We start from the raw sequence: 22029 nt of genomic DNA, 5'->3' as shown, positions 1-22029 counted from the left end.
TTACACGGGGCATCATCAGGTTTCGTAACCTACAAACGGATAATTGGTAACTGGTAACTGGTTAAATAGATTCGTCGTCAGCTCAGCCAAACGGTATTTAATTACCAGTTACCAATCACCGGTTACCAAACAAAAGGAGATGAGATGATACGTAAAGATGGAAGAGAAGAAAATCAAATGCGTCCAGTAATTATTACACCACATTATCTTAAACATCTTCGGGGCTCAGTTTTAATCGAGGTGGGTAATACAAAGGTGATTTGTGCCGCAACAATTGAAGACAGAGTGCCTATTTTTTTAAAGGGAACAAATCAGGGGTGGATACATGCTGAATACTCTATGTTGCCTTTTTCTACCTTGACTCGAACTGAGAGGGAATCCTCGCGAGGAAAAGTAGGTGGGAGAACCCATGAGATTCAACGAATAATAGGTAGGTGCCTACGAGCAATTGTTGATTTGAATAATTTTGGAGAAAGAACCATTCACATTGATTGTGATGTTATTCAGGCTGATGGTGGAACTCGGACGGCATCTATAACGGGCGCCTTTGTCGCTATGGTGGAACTATTTAAAGAATTACAAGAATCAAACAAAATTAAAACATTTCCCATAATGGATTTTGTTGCCGCAACAAGTGTTGGTATTGTTCAAGGTCAAACTTTGTTAGATTTAACCTATGAAGAGGATTCATCTGCTCAGGTAGATGTTAATCTGGCTATGACCGGAAAAGGAAAGATTATTGAAATACAGGGCACTGCCGAAGGTAACCCGTTTTCTCTTGAAGACCTGAATACTTTGATTGATTTAGCCAAAAAAGGAATTAATGAATTGATAACTATTCAGAAACAAGTTGTAGAGAGATAGTGAAAAGTGAATAGTGAACTGTGACTATGGTTCACTGAGTTTGATGCAAATATCAAAATGTAAAAATCAAAAGGACACGACCCACTCTGTGGGTGCCCCGAATGCAAAAATACTTGTAAGACAATAAATTAAACACGAAGTCAAGATTTTTGTAACCGTTCAGTTGGTGTATAGGGTTCTGCAAAATAGGATTTGGGGGAAACAACAAATAAATATCAAAAATCAAATATCAAAATGCAAAATTACAAATCAAATTTCAAAAAGGACTTTGAGAAAAGACTGTATAACTTTACTCTGCGACTTATAGGATTCATCGATAAGTTGCCAAAGGATAATGTTTCTCAAAGAGTTGGAGGAATTTGGTAATATCTTTGCTTCAAGTATTTTAATGCTGAAAGGAAAGAGATAATTTTACATTTTGATATGTAATTTTTATATTTGCTTTTTGCATTTTGATATTTGATATGTCATTTTGCATTTTAATATTTAATTTTTGATTTTGTATTACACAACTTCTTGTGTTTGAAGTGGTTTCGCACTAAGTCAGTACCATTCATTTGTGCTCTCTGACCACGCTAAACAGGTACATTATGGAAATAATAATTGCCTCTAAGAATCAGGGTAAAATAGCAGAAATAAAGAAGATTTTAGAAGATTTAGAGATTAAAATTTTATCTTTAAGTGATTTTTTTGCTTTGCCAGATATTATTGAAGATGGAATTACCTTTGAAGAAAATGCGGTGAAAAAGGCAAGGTGTATTTTTGAATTAACCGGGAAAATAACTTTATCTGATGATTCAGGATTAGAAGTAGATTATTTAGGGGGTGCCCCGGGTGTTAAATCTGCGCAGTTTGGAGGAAAAAAACTTTTAGATGCAGAGAGGAATCAACTGTTATTAGAGTTATTAAAAGGAGTTTCTGTTTCACAAAGAAGGGCAAGATTTAAGTGTGTTGTAGCAATATCTATATCTAAGGAAGAGATAATGACTGTATCTGGAGAATGTGAAGGGGTGATAAGTTTAGTTTCAAAAGGGAATTATGGATTTGGTTACGACCCAATATTTATTCCTGACGGATTTAACAAAACCTTTGGAGAATTAGGGAGTGAGATAAAAAATAAAATCAGTCATCGTTTCATTGCCTTTTCAAAGGCAAAAGAGATATTATTGGAAATAATACAAAAGGTAAAGCAAAAATAAAAAAGTAAAGAAGGATTAGAAATGAAAGGATTGATTTTAAGTGGCGGAGCAGGAACAAGATTGCAACCTATTACCCATACCTCGGCTAAGCAACTTATTCCTGTTGCCAATAAACCTGTCCTATTTATGGCATAGAGGCTTTAAAATCTGCACAAATTACTGATATCGGAATAATTGTTGGGGACACTAAAGAAGAGATTAAATCTGCCTGTCAGGATGGAACTAAATGGGGAGTAAAGATTACCTATATTGAACAGGAGGCACCATTAGGTTTAGCTCATGCGGTGAAAATAAGCCAGGATTTTATAAAGGATGAACCTTTTGTGATGTATCTCGGAGATAATTTAGTCAAAGATGGTGTAATTCATTTGTCGAGGAATTCAAATCTAAATCCGTAACCGTTCAGGGGGTAATTTACCGCAGAGACGCAGAGGAACAGAGAAGATATGGAAATAAATCAGATAACAGAAAAGATTATTGGTGCAGCTATTGAAAGACATATGACCTGCGTGCCGAATGTTTAACAGGCAAGCCAGATTTGTTAATCCATCCCTGATTTTCATCAGGGCAAGTTTAATGTTGCTGAACTCAAGAGTTTGCCCTGATGAAAATCAGAGAGGGAATTGTTGCGTATTGTCCATAGATTTTCCCCTTTTGAGAGGGGTTAGGGGTGTGTTTTTCTCTGTGTCTTTGTGTCTGTGCGGTGAACGGTTACCAGGAATTGAGGACTCCAAAAATTTGAAATGAAATTCTTTAATATTTTTCCCCTTTTTCCCTACTTTTCCATTTTTCCTTACGGACACCCTGAACGCTTACTAAAAATGGAGGTGCTAAAAAATGCGGTTATTAATTACAGGTGGCGCGGGATTTATTGGCAGTAACTTTGTCAAGTATATCCTGAAAAAGTATTCTGATTATCAAGTAACGGTTTTAGATGCTCTGACTTATGCGGGAAATCTGGATAATTTTGAACAGGATATATTTCAAAATCCAAAATTTGCTTTTCATCAGGGAAATATTTGTGATAAAGAGATAGTGGATAGTTTAATGAAAGATACTGATGCGGTCGTTCATTTTGCCGCTGAAACCCATGTCGATAGGTCAATCTTAGAGGCAGGAACCTTTATTCAGACAAATGTTTATGGGACATATATATTGCTTGAATCTGCTAAAAAGCATAATATTAAAAGATTTTTACATATTTCTACAGACGAGGTTTATGGTGAAGCAAAATCCCCTAACGGAGAGGGCAGGCCTTCCTTAGAAACAGACCCTTTAATGCCTAAATCTCCTTATGCGGCAAGTAAAGCCGGGGCTGATAGATTAGCATATTCTTATTACACAAACTATAAACTTCCGGTTGTCATCTCTCGTTGTAGCAACAATTATGGTCCATATCAATACCCCGAAAAACTCATCCCTTTATTCATTTCCAATGCATTAGAAAATAAACCATTGCCTGTTTATGGAAGTGGTATAAATACTCGTGATTGGATATATGTGCTTGACCATTGTGAAGCCTTAGATTTATTACTTCATACCGCAGGTCAGGATGGTGAGGTATTTAATATTGGAGGCGGGGAGGAGTTTAATATTTTACAAATAGGTAAAACAATTTTACAAATCGTAGGAAAAAATGAATCTTTGATGCAATTTGTCACAGACCGCCCCGGTCATGTTATGCGTCATGCCGTTAATACCAGTAAGATAAAAAAAATATTTGGTTGGCATCCAACGGTTAGTTTCCGGGAAGGCATAAAACAAACCATAGATTGGTATATTAACAATGAATCCTGGTGGCGGAATATAAAGGAAAAAAGCAAAGAATATCAAGAATTTACGAAAAAATGGTATGTGGAGAGAAGTTAGGAAGTTAATAGAGTTTATGGAGTTAATAAGTTAAAATGTGCCTGGTGTAATACAAAAGACAAAAAGTAAAGATAACTATTCAGCCGCTGATTAACACGGATTAGCACGGATAAATACAGAGGTCAGAAGATAGAAGGCAGAGGACAGAAGGCAGAGAGCAGAGGCGAGTTGTCCCCTGCTGGCGGCGGTTAGGGGAGGTGACAGGAATTATAAGACCTGAAGATATCGGTTGTCCCCCGCTGGCGGGGGTTAGGGGGGTGGAAATTTCCTATTTAGTAAGCAGATTTAACGGATTTAGCGGAAAAAGAAATAAAAAAATCCGCTCAATCCGCTTAATTCGCTTACTAAAAAAAATCTGTTTAATCCGTTTACAAAAAGAAGGTAGAAGATATAATTCTGCTTTCGAGGTCTGATCCTATACACTCAGAACTGAATTTTTATAAATGAGGTATTGACAAATTGGAAAATATGTGTTATAATAGAAGTTAAGTTTAAAACTTATATATCTTTTACCAAAGGCAAAAGGAGGGCGAAAAAATGAAAAGGATAATAAGTTTAATAGTCATAGGAGTTATGTTTTTTTCAGCGGATTATTGTTTGTCAAAGACACCAGGAGAAAAAGGGGCGGTATTTTTGAAATTGAGTCAGGGAGCAAGACCAATTGGTATGGGCGAAACCTTTGTCGCTATTGCGGATGATATTAATGCCCTGTATTGGAACCCCGCAGGTATCGCTGATGTCAAAAACAGACAGGCGACCTTTATGTATGCAGATTGGTTAGAAGAAATTACCTACAATTATCTTGCCTACATCCATCCACAACAAATTATGGGTGGGATTATGGGTGGTGGTTTGACACTCTTAGATTCAGGTAGTATTGATAGAACTATAGATCAAAATGGGAAGATAGGTGATTATGACGCTAAGGATATTGCCCTGACCCTTTCTTATGCCAAAAAACTTCAGGATAATTGTAATTTAGGTGTGAGTTTAAAGTATATTCAGATGAAGATAGATAATGAAAAATCTACCGGTATCGCTTTAGATATCGGTTGTTTATACAAACCTACTATAGAAAATCTTACCTTTGGAGCAAACATCCAAAATCTTGGTCCTAAACTAAAGGCATTTATCAGTGAGAAAGATGCACTGCCGTTGAATATTAAGGTTGGTGGGGCATATAAATTGTTAGACAAGGCGTTGACATTGAGTCTGGATGTTAATTTTCCTTCAGACAATGATACGAATTTTAACCTTGGAGCAGAGTACTGGTTCAAAGAGATGGCCGCACTTCGAGCAGGGTATAAAACACTAACTAAAGATGAATTAAAATCATCAGATTTAACCTTTGGAGCAGGATTTAGATTACCAGGCACAGGCATAGGACTTGATTATGCCTATTGTGATTATGGTGATCTGGATAATACGCATCGGGTATCATTAGTAACAAAGTTTTAGAGGACAAAATATATCCCTTTAATTCTTACTCATAGGAGAAAGAGTAAGTGAAGAAGAAAAAAAGTAAAAGTGTAAAAAATGATCATTCAAACAAGAGAGGAAAATATCTTTTTCTTGAAATATTTACACTTACCAAACAGAGACAGCTAATTTTATGTATTGTAGGTGGAATCTTTATTTTACGCTTAATCTATCTTCTTCAATTATCTAAAAATGACCCATTATTTTACCATCCTTTACCTGGCACAGACCAATATATGTATTGGGAGGCGGCAAGAGAGATTTTAGCGGGGGAATCTCTCAAAGGTGCCTTTTATTACAACCCATTATATTATTACTGGTTTGCTTTCTCATTATGGTTTACCAACTATAGCTTATTTGGGGTTCGAATACTCCAGGTTTTATTAGATGTTGGAACATGCATATTGATTTATCTTACGAGTAAGCGGCTATTTAATTACCAGGTAGGGTTAATTGGCTTGATACTGGGAGGAATATGTGGGACATTAATTTTTTATAGCAGTGTGCTTTTATCTACAAACATAAGTACTTTTTTATCAATTGCTTCGTTATATTTTCTTATTCGGTTGAAGGATAGATTTAATAAGAGGGATTTAATAATAGCTGGTATTTTTCTTGGGCTTGCGTGTCTTTCCCAACCAAATACAATCCTCTTTTTGCCTTTTGTATTACTGTGGTTATTCTTTGTTTTACCAGTTGATAAAAAAAAGGCAATTTGGGCAAGTGGAGGATTTTTAATTGTGGTGATGCTAACCATTTCCCCTGTAACGGTAAAAAATTATCTTAGTAGTGGAAAATTTATCCTTTTGACAACTTCAGCTCCTTTCAATCTGTGGAAGGGTAATAATGAACATGCTCCGGGATGGGAAGATCTATGCCAGCCTTATCTGGGACAACTTGAAGAGAAAGCAATGAAAGAAAATAAAGACATAGGTAACCTCTATATGGAAGATATCTTAAGGTTTATGAGAGAAAAACCATTGGGATATATAAAATTGTTAGGCAAGAAGTTTTTATTGTTTTGGGGTAATTGGGATATACCTCATCAGGTAGGTTATGATGATACTAAAAAATATGCATCTATTTTGAATATTTTACCCGATTTCTCTTTGATTGCCATTCTTGGGCTGACAGGAATTATGTTATCAATAAAAGATTTTAAGAGACTATTGCTTTTACCTCTGTTCATTATTATTTATAGTTTTTCAGTCATACTTGTTCTTGTAGTAGGGAGGTATCGTCCGCCGGTATTACCTCCATTAATTATCTTCAGTGCTTTTACTTTATGGTGGGGATATAAGAAATTTTATCTTCGGAAGTATCAACAACTATTACTTTCTTTAATCATAGTAGGGATATTTTCGACCGCAGTCTATAGTCAGGCAATTATAGACCAGATTCATATGATTAAACATCCTTATGGACAGATACAACCGGTTGAAGGAGGGGTTGTTGTTACCGATAACAGCAATCGGGATAATCGAGGATTTGCCATAGATTCTGATAAAAAGATGATAAAAAAAGAGATTATTATAACTACAGATCTTTCAAAGGTAAAGGCTGTTTATCTAAATCTTACTTATAATTGCGGTCAAGAGGGAAGGTTGATGACAACCTTTAATGACCACGCTCTTCCTATTTTAGAGTTTAAATCGCTTTATGAAGCAGTGCGTGGAATAGTAGGGCAGGTAAGTTTAGGGCCTATAAATGCTTCTATCTTGAAAAAAGGAGTAAATACGATTACTCTACAGGTCAAAGATAACGGATATATAAATATCCCCATTGATGCCTGCTATAATTATGGTAGATCTTACTTTTCCATGGATAATGGGAAGATGTGGAAGAAAGAAAAAGGGGAGTATAAAATAGAATTAAAATTAATTTCCAAAGATTTACCTTAAAGATTTATAACATTTTTTTAATTAGAAAAAGGAGGTTTAAAAAAAATGAAAAAGATAATTTTTTTAGGTTTGGTTGTTATAGGAATAATTGGAGGAATTGGAAAAGGATTTGCGTGGAATAATATTGAGGGAGGAGATCATGGAGGAGCAGATTGGATCATTAATGCAAATACTGAAATTGCAGGTGTGCATACTAATGTTAATATATTTACCGTACTATCAGGGGTAACAGTTCATATTAAAGATTATGATGGAAATAATTATGGAAGTGTCTCAGTTATAGCTAATACTATTGAGATTCATGGAACAATAACTGGAAGCGGGAGTGGGTATTATGGAGGGATAGGAGGACCGCCTCAAAATGGAAGAGGAGCAGATGGTGAAGGGACTGGTGGCGGAATGGGAAATGGATCAGCAGGAGGAGGAGCAGGAGCAGGTTATGGTGGGAAAGGAGGAAATGGTGGAAATTTTTCACATGGAAATGGAATTGGTGGAGATAGTTACGATTTAAAAAATGAGGTGTTGATAGGTTCTGGTGGTGGTGGTGGTGGTGGCTCTGCTAATATTTGGGATTCAGGTGGAAATGGTGGAGATGGAGGTGGAGCTCTTATCCTAATTGCTCAAAATAATATAACTATAGAAGGAGCTATCAAAATGGATGGACAGAATGGAGAGGATGGAAAAGGAGAGAATGGAGGAAGTTCACAACGGAGTGGGGGAGGGGGAGGTGGAAGTGGAGGTGGCATCCTTATCAAAAGCCTCACTGGAATGGTGACAATAAACGGAGTACTTACTGCTAATGGTGGAAAAGGAGGTAATGCGTGGGATCCCGCATCAGGTGGAGGTGGAGGTGGAGGTGGACGGATAAAGATATGTGCCTCCTCTGTTTTAAAAGGGCAAGAAGCAATATTAACTGTAGAGAAGGGTGTTAAAGGTTTTGGTAGGCTAAACGGGGAAGATGGTAATGTTGGAATTATTACAGGTATATCTCAAATAATAATCAATCCTTCTTCTGGTGCTGTAGGAAGCATAGTGACACTGACAGGCACAGATTTTGGCCCCACAGAATTAATTAGAATTGATTTTGGAAATAAAATAACAATTACAACTATTACTTCTTCTTCGGGAGGAACATTCTCTTGCACCTTTACTTCAGATACCCAACCTTATGGAACTACTACAGTTATGGCTACCGGATTAACCTCAGGCATAAGTGCATCAACTTCCTTCAATATCCTTCCAAAGATTACTATGGTCATGCCTACAACAGGCACAGTAGGAAGTATAGTTACTGTATGGGGTAATGGATTTGGGGGAAATGAAGATGTCCGTATCGACTTTGGGACTACACTGATGATTACATCCATCCCTGCTACTCTTCAAGGGACCTTTGCTACTACATTTACTGTAGATACTCAGCCTTATGGCACGACTACCATCCGTGCTTCTGGACTTTCTACTGGTGGGAGCGCATTTGGGACATTTCGTATTGTGTCAAGTATTATCTGTATTTCACCGTACATTGGTTCAGTTGGAACGAGGGTAACTATTTGGGGAAATGGCTACGGGGCGTTAGAATTAGTTAGAATTGATTTTGGGCGGACCCGTAGTATTTGTACTGTTTTTTCTAATTCCTCGGGCACTTTTAGTGCACTCTTTACTGTAGATATCCAACCTCACGGCACTACCAGTATTGGCTGTTATGGATTAACATCAGGACTACAATCCATGAGCTTGTTCTTTATCAGGGGAAGTATTATTATAAGTCCGATTGCAGGCACTGTAGGTTCAAGTGTCACCGTCATAGGAAATGGATTTGGGGCAACAGAAATGATAATGATAAGTTTTGGAAGCGTAGTCTCGCTTACAACTGCCTCCACAACTGGGAATGGTAATTTTAACACTACCTTTATTGTCAATACCCAACCTTTCGGAAATACCACCATTAGTGTTATAGGGCTGATAACTCAAGAGAGAGTTTCTGAGAGATTCACTATCCTACCAAATATAATCTTTGTCACCCCTACTTCTGGCACTATAGGTTCTAAGGTTACGGTAATGGGTAATGGTTTTGGGGCAAGTAGTTGTATCCGAATTGCCTTTGGCACCACACGGACAATTGCTATAGGAACGAGTAATGCTATGGGTGTTTTCCAATGTGTCTTTACGGTAAATACTCAGCCACTGGGAACAACAACTATAATTGCGTTTGACGATAGACTGGCGATTTGGGTAATGGCAAGATTTAACATTTTCTCAAGAACCATCTTAAGGATTATCCCGGCATCTCAGAATGTTGCCTTAAACCAGGAATTTACCGTCAATATCGAGGTAGTAAATGTTAATCGCTTGATTACTGCAGGGACATATCTTAGTTTTAATCCTGCTATCCTTGAGGTAGTAGAGATGGGGACGGGAACATTTATCCCTAATCCTCTGGTGATGATAAAGAAATTTGAGAATGGGACGGGAACGATAGATTATGCTGTTGGGATAGCAACAGATTCTGTTACAGGTTCAGGAACACTTTGCACCGTGAAGTTCCGTGCAAAGGCAAGTGGGAGTTCATCGGTAGTGTTTGATTCGGATACCTTGCATAACCGCAATACCATACTGATAGATGTAGATGTTCACGAGATACCCTGTCGGAAAGAGAGTGGGAATTATTATATCATTGGTTCTCTTTATGTGGAACCACAGAATGCGGTTGTGCGTGCTGGGGTGCCAACAGTGTATAATTGTTATGCCGTATGTGCAGAGGCAACTATAACTGTAACCGGGTCAACGACATTCACGGTTTCTGGTGGAGGCTCATTTACCCTTAATAGTTTCTTTCCATACTTCATTGGCACACATACTATTACCGCCACATACCTTGGTGCCATTGCCACTACCTTGGTAATTATTACCCCTGGCACGCCTACACAACTGGTCAAAGTTTCTGGTGATAATCAGATTGGAACCTGCACCACAACCTTACCCAATCCATTCGTGGTTAAGGTAATCGATACCTATAGTAATCCCTGTCCGGATGTGCAAGTAGGCTGGATGATTACTTCTGTTCCATCTGGTGCATCAGGTTACTCAATCTTACCGACCCAGACTTTAACTACTTCTGCCGGGAGGGCTGAAGGCTGGCTTACCTTAGGCACAGAACCACCAGGAACATATACGGTTAATGCTACATCAACCGGACTAACCGGTTCGCCGTGTCAATTTACTGCCCATTCCTTGCGTCGATTTGGGAATATTGCAGGCTTTTGTCTGCTTGACCAGGGCACTTCAACCCTCCTTGGGACACAAGGAGTTACTATAACAATTACCGAACTGGGCACGAGCACTACGACTAATCCTCAAGGTTACTTTATCCTTAATAACATCAATGTTGGCACATATACCTTATATTTTGATACCTATGGTGCTTCACCATTAACGGTGACTGGTACCTGCATTAGCCCAACACAAATTAATGATACTACGGACATTGGCACAAAAACATTATTAAGTGGAGATATAACTAATGATGGTTTGGTGAATTCTTTAGATTGGCCTTACTTTGTTAATGCCTGTGGTAAATATGAGGCACAAGGAGACCCTGACTGGTGGACAATCTATAGAGAAGGCGATTTTGACCACGATACTTATGTTAATGTGAAGGATTTTCCGGTCTATTACTATAACTATGGTAGAACCCAGGCGGGGAGAATGAGAAGTCCTGCTATGGCGGCAATGAAGGAAAAAAGGATGACCGCGGAAAGGATTACTCTATCATTTGAGATTGAAGCGGTGGATGATGTAGATATAAACGACCTCAGACTCGGCGATATTATCAAGCTTAAGGTGTTCATAAATGATGCGAAAAATTACTTTGGAGGTGAGATGCACTTAGGATTTAATTCTGAGATATTACAGGTTATTGGCGTTATCCCAGGCGAGTTCTCTCAACAAGCAGATAAGGTAGTGATATACAATGTGGATAATACACAAGGGTTGATTGATTATACCCTCTTGTTATGGAGTCCTGAAACCGAGCAGGACAGCGGGCTACTGGCAACTATTCCATTTAAGGTAATCAAAGGTGGTGGATATTCTACGATTGAATTTGACTATGATGAAGACGACAATCGCAAGACAATATTTGTTGAACAGTGGATAAATGAGGAGCAGAAGCCTGAGATTATACTCCCTGATGTTGTAGATGATGAGGTAACTATTACAGTGCCGAGGCTATATGAGAATTTAGAGTCAGTGATTGCCTATCCCAATCCTGCACATAAAGGCGATACAGTTCACTTTACTAACATTCCAAATAACCGAACCGTTAATTTGAAGATATTCAATATTGCCGGTGAATTAGTCTATGAAGGAGAGGTGAAAAATCAGAATGAGATTACCTGGGATTTGAAGAATAAAGATAAAAATGAAGTTGCCTCAGGTATCTACATATTCCTTCTTAATGACAAAGTCAGCCCGGTCAAGAAGGGTAAGATTGGTGTAATTAAATAGGACAGAGGTCAGATAGGGGAGAAACGGGGAAACGGAGAAGGGGGGAAAGGGAGAATATTTTTTGATTCTTCTTTCTCCTATTCTCCGTTTCTTTTTTTCGGAACATTCTGAGTTCGGACTATTCGGACTATTTGGACCCATTCGGACCATTCGGATTTTTTCTTTTTCTCCTATTCTCCGTTTCCCCGTTTCTGTTCTGCCCTCTGCTCTCTGCCTTCTGCCCTCTGCCCTCTGCCTTCTGTCTTCTGCCCTCTGCCTTCTGTCTCCCCATTGACTTTTGAGTAAATTTATGGTATAATATAAAGAGGTAGGTCAGGTGATCGCTTCTAAAAAGATGCTGGATTCGAGGTATTGAGTAACTAAAAATATGGTGAGTTTTATGTCTTAGAATCCAGCATCTAAAAATTGGTAAGTGGTAACTCGTAATTATTTAACCAGTTACCATTTAACCAATTACCAATAAACAGAAGAGGAAAGTCCGAACACCAGAAGGCAGGGTGCTGGGTAATCCCCAGGGGGTTGTAAAAACCTACGGAAAGTGCCACAGAAAATATACCGCCGATGGCTCTTTAAAAATGAGTACAGGTAAGGGTGAAAAGGTGTGGTAAGAGCACACCAGTAAGGAAGGTGACTTCCTTAGCCTGGTAAACCCCACCTGGTGCAAGACCAAATAGGGAAAAAAGAGGATTTTTTTAGCCTTGTTAGTCGCCTGCTAACAGTTTGGTATTTATCACTTAAAAGTGGTAAAAATACCACCTTTTTTTCGGGTAGGTCGCCAGGAGAAAAAAAGATAAATTTTTTTCGTAGAGAAATGATTACCAAACTATATGTGTATCATATAGTTACAGAATTCGGCTTATGACCTGCTATATTTTTTTTAAAAAAAAATAAATTTTTTGCTTGACAGATTTAATACTATTATGATAAAATACAACAGATATTTCTAAAACTCACCATAATGAAAAGCCTTACATTAAGGCGAAACTTCTTTTGAGATGAGCCAGGGCAAAGGAAGTCCCAACTGATTTCTGATGCTCTACATCATGTGGATGAATCAAACAAAACTGGGTATTATTAAGGTAAAGGAGGGTAACTATTAAAGTATCCTTCTTTATTTTTTTACTGTCAAAGAAATATCACAATTTTAAACAAAAAAGCAAAAAATTTTAATTATCAAGGGAGGGTTAGGATATGTGTATAAATAAAAAAAGAATAGTGAGATTAGTTTATTTATGTCTGGGAATAGTTATTGGAGTGGGCACTACTGCAGAGGCAGGAAAGATAACTTTAATTAATCCTACCTCAGGGACTGTGGGCACAATTATCTCTGTAGAAGGTGAAGGATACACGCCTTCAGAGACGGTGAGAATTGATTTGGCTGGACAATTTGGTGCGGTTCAAACACAATGTAATGGCGAAGGTAGTTTTTCAACATCATTTCAACTCGGTAGGCATCCTGCCGGAGAGAATAAATTTGTCGTTGTTGGATTCACTTCTTATGCCTTAGATAGAGGCACAATAGCCGTAAAGAGTAGAATTAGTTTAATGACACCTGTTTGTGGTAAGGTAGGTGAATTTATTGCGATTGAGGGAGATGGCTATGGTTCAGGAGAGGAAATTTGTATAAGTTTTGGAGAAAATAAGGAGATGAAGTCTATTTTAGCCGATGGCCAGGGAGGATTTAGTCTCGCTTTTACATCTGATGAACAACCAGCAGGGACAAAGAAAATTGTTGTTACGGGTATGGTTTCAAAAGAAAGCAATACCACTCAATATGTTCTGCAAGGCGGAATCCAATCGGTCAATCCAACTAATGGTTGTGTGGGCACATTGCTTACGGTGGAAGGGGCAGGTTATGGAAACAACGAGCCAATTCGAGTTGATTTTGGTAAGACGGAAAGTATTATCCGCACTACATCTACCAGCAATGGTAAGTTTTCTCTTATATTTACGGTTAATACCCAATGTCAGGGCAGGAAAGATATTATTGTCAATGGACTTTTAACCGGTGAGAAGGATGAAAAGGGATTTGTGATTACGCCTAATATTGAGTTAGTTACACCTACCAGAGGAATTGTGGGAAGTCTTATCACGGTAGTCGCTACAGGATTTGGTTCTTCAGAATCAATCCGGATTGATTTAGGTCGGACTTTAGCCGCAGGAAGAACTGAATCTAATTGTGATGGTATGGTTGAGGCTCAGATAAGAGTTAGTCCTCAGCCAGGTAAGGTTACAAGACGGTTAGCTGTCGTAGGAATTAATAGCCGCCAGATAAGTTTTACCGATGCATTTACGACATTACCAACCATACAAATAAATCCAACCAGTGGAGAAGTTGAGACTAATATTTATATTCATGGTGAAGGTTTTCCTGGTAATGAACCGATTAAAATTGACTTTGGCAAGGTGATGACAATTGCCATAATCACGAGTGATGTTCGTCAGGGTAATTTTGATGCGGGTTTCAAAATCCCAACTCATCCCGGAGGTAAAGCTATTGTTAAGGTGGTAAGTTTGAGTGATGGTGAAGTTTTAAAAGAAGATTTCCTTGTTCAACCAAAAATAAAACTTATATCACCAAATGCCTCTCCATCAGTTGGGGATGTGGTAGAAATACAGGGTGATGGATTTGATGTTAATGAATTAGTGCAAATTGATGTGGATAAGACAAAAGATGTGGCAAGTGGTAACACAGATTCAGAGGGGAATTTCAGTATTTCGTTTAAGATTGAACCACAATCTGGTGGTAAAAAGACATATACAGTTACAGGCAAGAATTCTAATGCACAAAAAAGTGATACCTTGAGCATAAAAGAAAAAGTATTGATTTCTCCTACATCAGGATCCTATGGAACCGTAGTCCAGATAGAAGGAAATGGCTATGGGGCAAATGAATCAGTTCGAGTAGATTTTGGAAAAAGTACTGAAATAGCCAAAGCAACCGCTGATGAAAATGGCAGATTTTTGACTAATTTTACCGTAAATACTAAAGACCCAGGAGAAGTAAGAGTAAGGGTAATTGGCTTCCATACATGGAGTGTTCAGACTATTAGTTTTATGGTTATAGAAGAGAAAAAGGAAGAAGTAAAACCGGTACAAGGTTCTGAGGAAGGTGAACAAAAAGGGGAAAAAGACTAAAGACAGAGGAAACGGTTATGCCGACAAATTGACACATAGGTGAATGAAAAGGCACGGGATTAGGAATTCTCGGGATTAGAGATTTGGGTGGAAAGGAGATATATTTTCGAAATCCGAACCCCGAACCCCGATTTTCAGGTAAAGGATTAAAATTTAATGAAAAGGGCACAATTCTTCCAAACAAAAACATTATCTTTTAAATTCAAAAATTCAATAGTATTTTTGGGACTTATATTTTTTATAGGATTAATTATACCCAGGGTATTTTCTTTAATCATAGAGAAGGTTTTAATAAGAGAGTGATAGGCTCAAATTGTGCTATCACTTTTTTTTTTAATTGTAAGCGGATTAAGTGGATTTTTTTTGTGCTAAATCTGTTTAATCCGGTTACAAAAAAGGTGGTGTCTGAAAATAACGCTAATAGTGAAATCTATGCAGATTTGGTGTAAAAAAGGGGATAAGGAGATAAAGGGAGATATGGAGATTATTCATTGTAATTTGCAAAATTTTAGAATGAATTTATCTCTTTATCTCCATAATCCCCATATCTCCTTTTCTTACACTATTTCAACCTTTATGCTAGATTAAGACACCACCTGATTTTAATCTTGTGATAATGTGTGAAATCTGTGGTGATAAAAAAATAAAATTAAGGTATTATGGAAGGTAGTAAATCTCAAGAACATCAGTGTAATAAATTATTAACGAGGTTCAAGAAATTGGATAATACTCAAGGTGTGTCCAAAATTATATCTTTTATAGAGTCAAAAATTATCAGAAGACTATTGACTTTATTTGTCATGGGGATAGTAATTTTTTCCAGTAGTGGTGTATATGCAGATTTGACTAAACAGGACATAGAAGAAATACGGAAGATAGTTAAAGAAGAAGTTCAAGCCCTCAGGGAAGAAATGCAAAAAGAATTCGGATATGTAAATAAGCGGATAGATGATGTAAATAAACGGATAGATGATGTGAGAAGTCTTTTATATGTTATGTTAGCCGGAATTTTTACATTGGTAGGTTTTATCATTTGGGATAGAAGAACGGCAATCTCGCCTGCGGTGAAAAAAATTAATGAATTAGGAGGAGAAAGAAGAGAAGATTAGTCGAGCACTTAAAGAATTCGCTTTAAGAGAACCAAGATTGGCTGAAAGCTTAAGATATGCAGGAGTTATGTAAATATTTTTGCTTTTTGAGGACGCCGATAAACGCAGATTTTCAGGATTTTAATATATTTTAAGATAAAGATTTTATTATATCCTGATAATCTGCGAAAATCTGCGTCCTAAATAAAAAAAGAGAAGGTATTGATGGATACAGAAAGTAGTAGACCAAACCAGCATAATTTATTTATAACGAGGTTCAAGAAATTGGATAATACTCAAGGTGTGTCCAAAATTACATCTTTTATAGAGCAAAAAATTATCATTTGATTATGAATTGTTAAGTCAGGTTCTGATGGAATTAAAAGGGCTAAAGTATGGGTTTAAGGTAACAGGAGGTGATGAGTTAGGACAGACTAATAGAATTTGCAAAGTGAATTTAAGGAAGTTAAGCGAATGAATTACCAATTGATTATCTGCCTGATACTTATGGTTTTTTTACCTCACCTATCCTTTTCAGAGATCATTCGTAATGGAGGAGATGAGGGTAATTTTGGTGAAGTTGATTTGCCGGGAGATGTAATTATCTTTTATAAGGATGGGGTAAATCGCTTTGTTTGCTCTAATATGGTAGAGACACTAATTTTAACACCAGTTGTCGCTACTTTTACTCCTCAGGTAATCGTAGGGGAGGATAAAAAGACGAAGATAGAGGTTCCGGGAGATGCCTTTGTCACTACTACCTATATCTCTATCATAGATCCAATTAATACCCCTCAGTTATTTGAGGAACAAATTAAGGGATTAAAGATTGAACTGGCGGATGATGGCGACCATACTTATAAGAAAATAGATTCTACAGTGCGAGTCTTTTTAGCCTATGAGGAAGAGGGAACAATTACACAAGATTTTAAGAAACAACTTACTATTACTATTCCTTATCCTGATGTCAATCAGGATGGCATAGTAGATGGAACAACAATAGGGGAAAGTTCTTTAAAAATGTATGTCTTGCAGGATAATAAGTGGGTAGAGGTGCCAGGAGGAGTGATTGATATTTTAGCCAATACTCTTTCTGCAGATGTGCGGCATTTTTCTCTCTATGTCATAAGAGGAATTCCTTTTGGTAAGGATTTATCCAAAGTCTATGTTTATCCTAATCCATTTAAACCGGCAATACATAATAGGATGACATTTGTCGATGTAACAGACTATGCTACCATTAGAATATTTACTGTTGCTGGAGAATTGGTAAAAACGATTGAAGTGACACCTGTAGATAGCGGTAGACCTACATGGGATGGGAAAAATGAAGATAGTGAAAAGGTAGCAAGTGGAATTTATATCTATCTGATTACTACCGAAGAAGGTTACAAAGTTAAAGGTAAAATTGGAATTATAAGATAACAATGAAATTTATTTTTAGAGTGTAAGGAGACAGGAGAATGAATTTAAGGTTAATCTTCATAAATATTTTTATCATCTTGATTATCTTGCCAATTTCTGTTTTGGGACAAGAGGTAATTTTAACTAAGGAAGTTGATAAAATATCTGCTAACCCAAGTGATATTGTCACCTATAAAATTACCTATCAAAATCTTACCAGCGTAAGTTTAAATGAAATTGCTATCATTGATGTAGTTCCTGCAAATACTATTTTCCAGGAAGCAGGAAATATGAATACTACCGTCTATTATTGTCATGATAACAATGATGATTTTGATACATTACCTATTTTACCAGTAACTAAAGTCAAATGGTTACTAAACAATCCAGTAGAGGGAGGGGGTGTAGGTAGTGTTACTTTGCGATTGAAGATAAAGTGAAGGGTTTTAAATCTCTTATAAACTGTGGTTAATAACCTACATAATGTTACAGGTGAATATAGTTATTTTGATTTCAACCAAGATAGAGAAGTGTCTCGGATAAAAAGTTAAAGTAGGCAGCCAGTAGGGATAAGGTGTTGAGTTTTAGGTGGTGGGTGTGAGAAGAAAATACCCATAACCACGGATGAGGGTGAAGAGAAAAATGACCAGTGGTCATCCCTGATAAAAAGCTTATCCTTACCCACAAGTTGGGTAAAAGAAGGGAAGTAAGTAAAGATAAACCACGAAGAGCACGAAGAAAGCATGAAGTTCACGAAGAATATTAGAAATATAGGACTTCACGAAATTAAATAAAGAGATTAGCCTTGTAGAGGCATTCTGTTTGTAGTAGAATAAAGGAAATGTAACAAAATTCAGCCTCGTAGAGGCGTCCTGTTTGTAAAAATCTACCCGCACAGGTAAAATATTCGTTTGAATAGATTAAATAATCAGGGCGCTCCTACGGAGCTAAAAAACATTTTTTGTCCTTCAATTCTACAAACAGTTAGAGCTCCTCTGGAGCTTAATGCAAAAATCTGTCTCCTATTATTTATGTTATAATTCTTCGTGCCCTTCGTGGTTTCTAAAAGATGTGGGTAAGGATAACTATAAAAAGAGGGTTAAATTTATCCGAAAGTGTTCTCAAAAGCGAAAGGAGTTAAAAAATAAAATGCAAAATGTAAAATGTAAAATGATAAGTGATAAGGGCAAAATGATAATTAGTGTGGTGATGGCTGGGGTGATTTGGGCAGGATATACTGTGCTGCCAGGCGAAGTAAACGCATATCCGTATGTCTATGTGACTAACCATGGCTCACATAAGGTCTCAGTGATAGATACGAGTACAAATCAAGTAGTAGGGGCTCCCATTCCAGTCGGTACTAATCCTGATGGAGTAGCGATAACACCGGATGGAAGATATGCCTATGTGACTAACAGGAGCTCACATAATGTTTCAGTGATAGATACGAGTACAAATCAAGTAGTAGGGACCATTCCAGTTGGTTCTAGTCCTTTGGGAGTAGCGATAACACCGGATGGAAGATATGCCTATGTGACTAACGAGGTTTCCGCTAATGTCTCAGTGATAGATACGAGTACAAATCAAGTAGTAGGGGCTCCCATTCCAGTTGGTTCTTATCCTACTGGGATAGCGATAACACCTGATGGAAGATATGCCTATGTGACTAACGGGGGTTCCGCTAATGTTTCAGTGATAGATACGAGTACAAATCAAGTAGTAGGGACTATTTCAGTTGGTTCTGGCCCTTGGGGAGTAGCGATAACACCGGATGGAAGATATGCCTATGTGACTAACAGGGACTCACATAATGTTTCAGTGATAGATACGAGTACAAATCAAGTAGTAGGGACCATTCCAGTTGGTTCTTATCCTCATGGGATAGCGATAACACCGGATGGAAGATATACCTATGTGACTAACAGGGACTCACATAATGTTTCAGTGATAGATACGGGTACAAATCAAGTAGTAGGAACTCCCATTCCAGTTGGTTCTCGTTCTTATGGGATAGCGATAACACCGGATGGAAGATATGCCTATGTGACTAACGCTATTTTAGCTAGTGTTTCAGTGATAGATACGAGTACAAATCAAGTAGTAGGGGCTTCTATTCCAGTTGGTTCTTATCCTTGGGGAGTAGCGATTACACCACTCTATACTCTAACATTAGCTAATACACAAATCATCAATGGCTCGGACACAGCTACTTTAGATGAGGCAGATGCTCCAGGTGATGTGATACTTGTCTATACCTCGACGGATGGGCATGGAACGATTACCTGTAATCAAGTGACCACAACCGTAGAGCAGGTCTATGGACTATCCCATCTACCACAGCCAGCAGATAAATCAGGGACTTACAATACCACAGTGTATTACACCTACTGGATTCGCAATATGGGTAACGGGACAGATACGATTACTCTCACACCGAGTAATTCGTGGAGATCAATAATCATCAAGGACGATAATCAAGATGGAGTGCATCAAGCCACCGAAACAACTACGATTACACAACTGAGTTTAGGGCCAAATGAATTCAACTACTTCTTCTTAGGAGTGCAGATTCCTGCAACAGCGACTACAGGTCAGCAATCTACAACGACACTCACTGCCAAAGACCAAAATGGTTCAGGTGCAGACGATAACTGGGGATATCCGGATACTCGCACAGATGAAGTAGTAACCATCTGCAGTTCCGGTATTCCAGCGGTGATTACGATTACCAAGTCACGGGATAAATCACTGGTTAGACCAGGTGGAACAATTACCTACACACTCACTTACCGTAACAACTCTGGTTCACCCGCAACAGACATAATGATAATCGATTATATTCCGGCGAATACAACATTAGACCAGCCAGCCACAGGGACAGATACGATAATTGAGTATTATGTAGGTGGTAGCTGGACATCGACATTCAGTACAACAGCGACCATGGTGAAATGGACACGCACAACACCATTACCAGCGGTAAGTGAGGCGACTGTAAGCTTTGTAGTGCAAGTAAAATAAGAACCACGAATACACACGGATAGAACTACGAATAGACACGAATTTTTTTGGGGAGGCAAGATAAATAACGCAGATTTTCAGGATTTTAATATATTTTAAGATAAAGATTTTATTATATCCTGATAATCTGCGAAAATCTGCGTCCTAAATAAAAAAAGAGAAAGGTACTGATGGATACAGAAAGTAGTAGACCAAACCAGCATAATTTATTTATAACGAGGTTCAAGAAATTGGATAATACTCAAGGTGTGTCCAAAATTACAGCTTTTATAGACCAAAAAATTATCAAAGGACTACTGTCTCTATTTGTCATAGGGACAGTAGTTTTTTGTTTTAATGGGGTAGCACAAGCGGCTAATGGTGATGTGGTCATAAAATTAGTTGACCAGTTTGGGACACCAGTTATTGGTGGGACGGTTACACTTAAAACAGTAGGAGATGTAGGGACAGTAGCGGTTGATGGAGGTTTTAATGATGCAGATGGGGTCCCGGATGGGACAATTACTGTATCGAAAGGGACAATGACTATAGCCGGGGCTGATGATGGTGATGCATGGGAGAACGCTACTGCTACTGCCGCAGGTTATGTCGGTAGTTGGACAACAAATATTGTAGGAACACCTACTCTTCCTCCTGGAACATACTCCCTGGCACATCCAAACTATGGCACTATTTCTCTTTGGTTTGGATTTAAAATAGAGGCATGGGATGAGTTAAACTGTTGGAAGTATCTGAGAGAGGGGACAACTACTTTAATTTTAGGCGATGGTTTAGGACAGGTAAGGGCAACCTATAGTTCAGGCTATTTATATTTAGCCGCAACAGGAACGGGTCAAGGGACATTAACAATACATGGATATGTAGCGACTGCAACTACTTTTTTCTATGATTCGTCAACACAAACACTAATAAGTTTAAAAGGGATAAAGTATGGATTTAAGGTAAATGGTGTGGATGAGTTAGGTCAGGTGATGAATTTACGGCCAGGGACGACGACATTGATGTTAGGGAGTGGGTTAACGCAGATAGACAATGCGACATGTAGTGCTGGGGCATTATATTTTGCGGGGACAGGTGAAGATAAAGGGACAGTAACGGTGACCGGGTATATAGCTACTGGGACGACCTTTACCTATGGGTCATTAAGTCAGGTAGAGAAGACATTAGTGGGTATAAAGTATGGGTTTAAGGTCAGGGCAAAGGATGAGTTAGGGCAGGATATCGTCTTGCGGATAGGGACGACGACATTGATGTTAGGGAGTGGGTTAACGCAGATAGACAATGCGACATGTAGTGCTGGGGCATTATATTTTGCGGGGACAGGTGAAGATAAAGGGACAGTAACGGTGACCGGGTATATAGCTACTGGGACGACCTTTACCTATGGGTCATTAAGTCAGGTAGAGAAGACATTAGTGGGTATAAAGTATGGGTTTAAGGTCAGGGCAAAGGATGAGTTAGGCCAGGATATCGTCTTGCGGATAGGGACGACGACATTGATATTAGGGAGTGGATTAACGCAGCGAGATGCGGCGACATGTAGTGATGGGGCATTATATT

At 38.1% G+C, this 22029-nt stretch carries 14 protein-coding genes, 1 other RNA gene and 1 pseudogene; all 16 read left to right on the top strand.

Going from position 1 to position 22029, the window contains the following annotated elements; genetic code table 11:
- The first annotated feature begins 147 nt into the window (after positions 1 to 147).
- A complete protein-coding gene (gene rph, locus AB1422_03455; protein ID MEW6618400.1) occupies positions 148 to 864 on the top strand; it encodes a ribonuclease PH in 717 nt (238 codons plus the stop codon).
- 234 nt (positions 865 to 1098) lie between these two features.
- Positions 1099 to 1230, top strand: a complete 132-nt coding sequence (locus AB1422_03450; protein ID MEW6618399.1) for a hypothetical protein — start codon at positions 1099 to 1101, stop codon at positions 1228 to 1230.
- Positions 1231 to 1454: 224 nt separating this feature from the next.
- Positions 1455 to 2063 (top strand): RdgB/HAM1 family non-canonical purine NTP pyrophosphatase, encoded by a 609-nt coding sequence (gene rdgB / locus AB1422_03445; protein MEW6618398.1) that lies wholly within the window; start codon positions 1455 to 1457, stop codon positions 2061 to 2063.
- 21 nt (positions 2064 to 2084) lie between these two features.
- Positions 2085 to 2425, top strand: a pseudogene (locus AB1422_03440) (sugar phosphate nucleotidyltransferase).
- Positions 2426 to 2900: 475 nt separating this feature from the next.
- Complete coding sequence (gene rfbB, locus AB1422_03435; GenBank protein MEW6618397.1) at positions 2901 to 3932, top strand: dTDP-glucose 4,6-dehydratase; 1032 nt, start codon at positions 2901 to 2903, stop codon at positions 3930 to 3932.
- Between the two features lie 537 nt (positions 3933 to 4469).
- Positions 4470 to 5390, top strand: coding sequence for a PorV/PorQ family protein (locus tag AB1422_03430; protein MEW6618396.1), 921 nt, complete (start codon positions 4470 to 4472; stop codon positions 5388 to 5390).
- 47 nt (positions 5391 to 5437) lie between these two features.
- Positions 5438 to 7312 carry a glycosyltransferase family 39 protein gene (locus AB1422_03425; protein MEW6618395.1) on the top strand — a complete coding sequence of 625 codons (1875 nt, stop codon included), beginning with the start codon at positions 5438 to 5440 and terminating at the stop codon, positions 7310 to 7312.
- Positions 7313 to 7357: 45 nt separating this feature from the next.
- Positions 7358 to 11818 carry a cohesin domain-containing protein gene (locus tag AB1422_03420; protein MEW6618394.1) on the top strand — a complete coding sequence of 1487 codons (4461 nt, stop codon included), beginning with the start codon at positions 7358 to 7360 and terminating at the stop codon, positions 11816 to 11818.
- 304 nt (positions 11819 to 12122) lie between these two features.
- Positions 12123 to 12692: RNase P RNA component class A (rnpB, locus tag AB1422_03415), an RNA gene on the top strand.
- Between the two features lie 317 nt (positions 12693 to 13009).
- A complete protein-coding gene (locus AB1422_03410; GenBank protein ID MEW6618393.1) occupies positions 13010 to 14956 on the top strand; it encodes a hypothetical protein in 1947 nt (648 codons plus the stop codon).
- A gap of 432 nt (positions 14957 to 15388) precedes the next feature.
- Positions 15389 to 15544, top strand: a complete 156-nt coding sequence (locus AB1422_03405) for a hypothetical protein (protein MEW6618392.1) — start codon at positions 15389 to 15391, stop codon at positions 15542 to 15544.
- A gap of 71 nt (positions 15545 to 15615) precedes the next feature.
- Positions 15616 to 16065 (top strand): hypothetical protein, encoded by a 450-nt coding sequence (locus AB1422_03400; GenBank protein MEW6618391.1) that lies wholly within the window; start codon positions 15616 to 15618, stop codon positions 16063 to 16065.
- A 453-nt stretch (positions 16066 to 16518) separates the two neighbouring features.
- Positions 16519 to 17469 (top strand): FlgD immunoglobulin-like domain containing protein, encoded by a 951-nt coding sequence (locus AB1422_03395; protein ID MEW6618390.1) that lies wholly within the window; start codon positions 16519 to 16521, stop codon positions 17467 to 17469.
- A 38-nt stretch (positions 17470 to 17507) separates the two neighbouring features.
- Entirely contained in the window at positions 17508 to 17888 is a 381-nt protein-coding gene (locus AB1422_03390; GenBank protein MEW6618389.1) for a hypothetical protein, read from the top strand.
- A 709-nt stretch (positions 17889 to 18597) separates the two neighbouring features.
- Positions 18598 to 20469 (top strand): cytochrome D1 domain-containing protein, encoded by a 1872-nt coding sequence (locus AB1422_03385; protein MEW6618388.1) that lies wholly within the window; start codon positions 18598 to 18600, stop codon positions 20467 to 20469.
- A gap of 170 nt (positions 20470 to 20639) precedes the next feature.
- Positions 20640 to 22029: hypothetical protein (locus AB1422_03380; protein ID MEW6618387.1), on the top strand; the 1390-nt coding region annotated here is incomplete at its 3' end.

It is taken from the genome of bacterium (assembly GCA_040757115.1).
In the GTDB taxonomy this organism is placed as follows: domain Bacteria; phylum UBA9089; class CG2-30-40-21; order CG2-30-40-21; family SBAY01; genus JBFLXS01.
The sequence above is the reverse complement of the archived record's forward strand: the minus strand, read 5'-3'. Positions and strand labels throughout refer to the sequence as shown.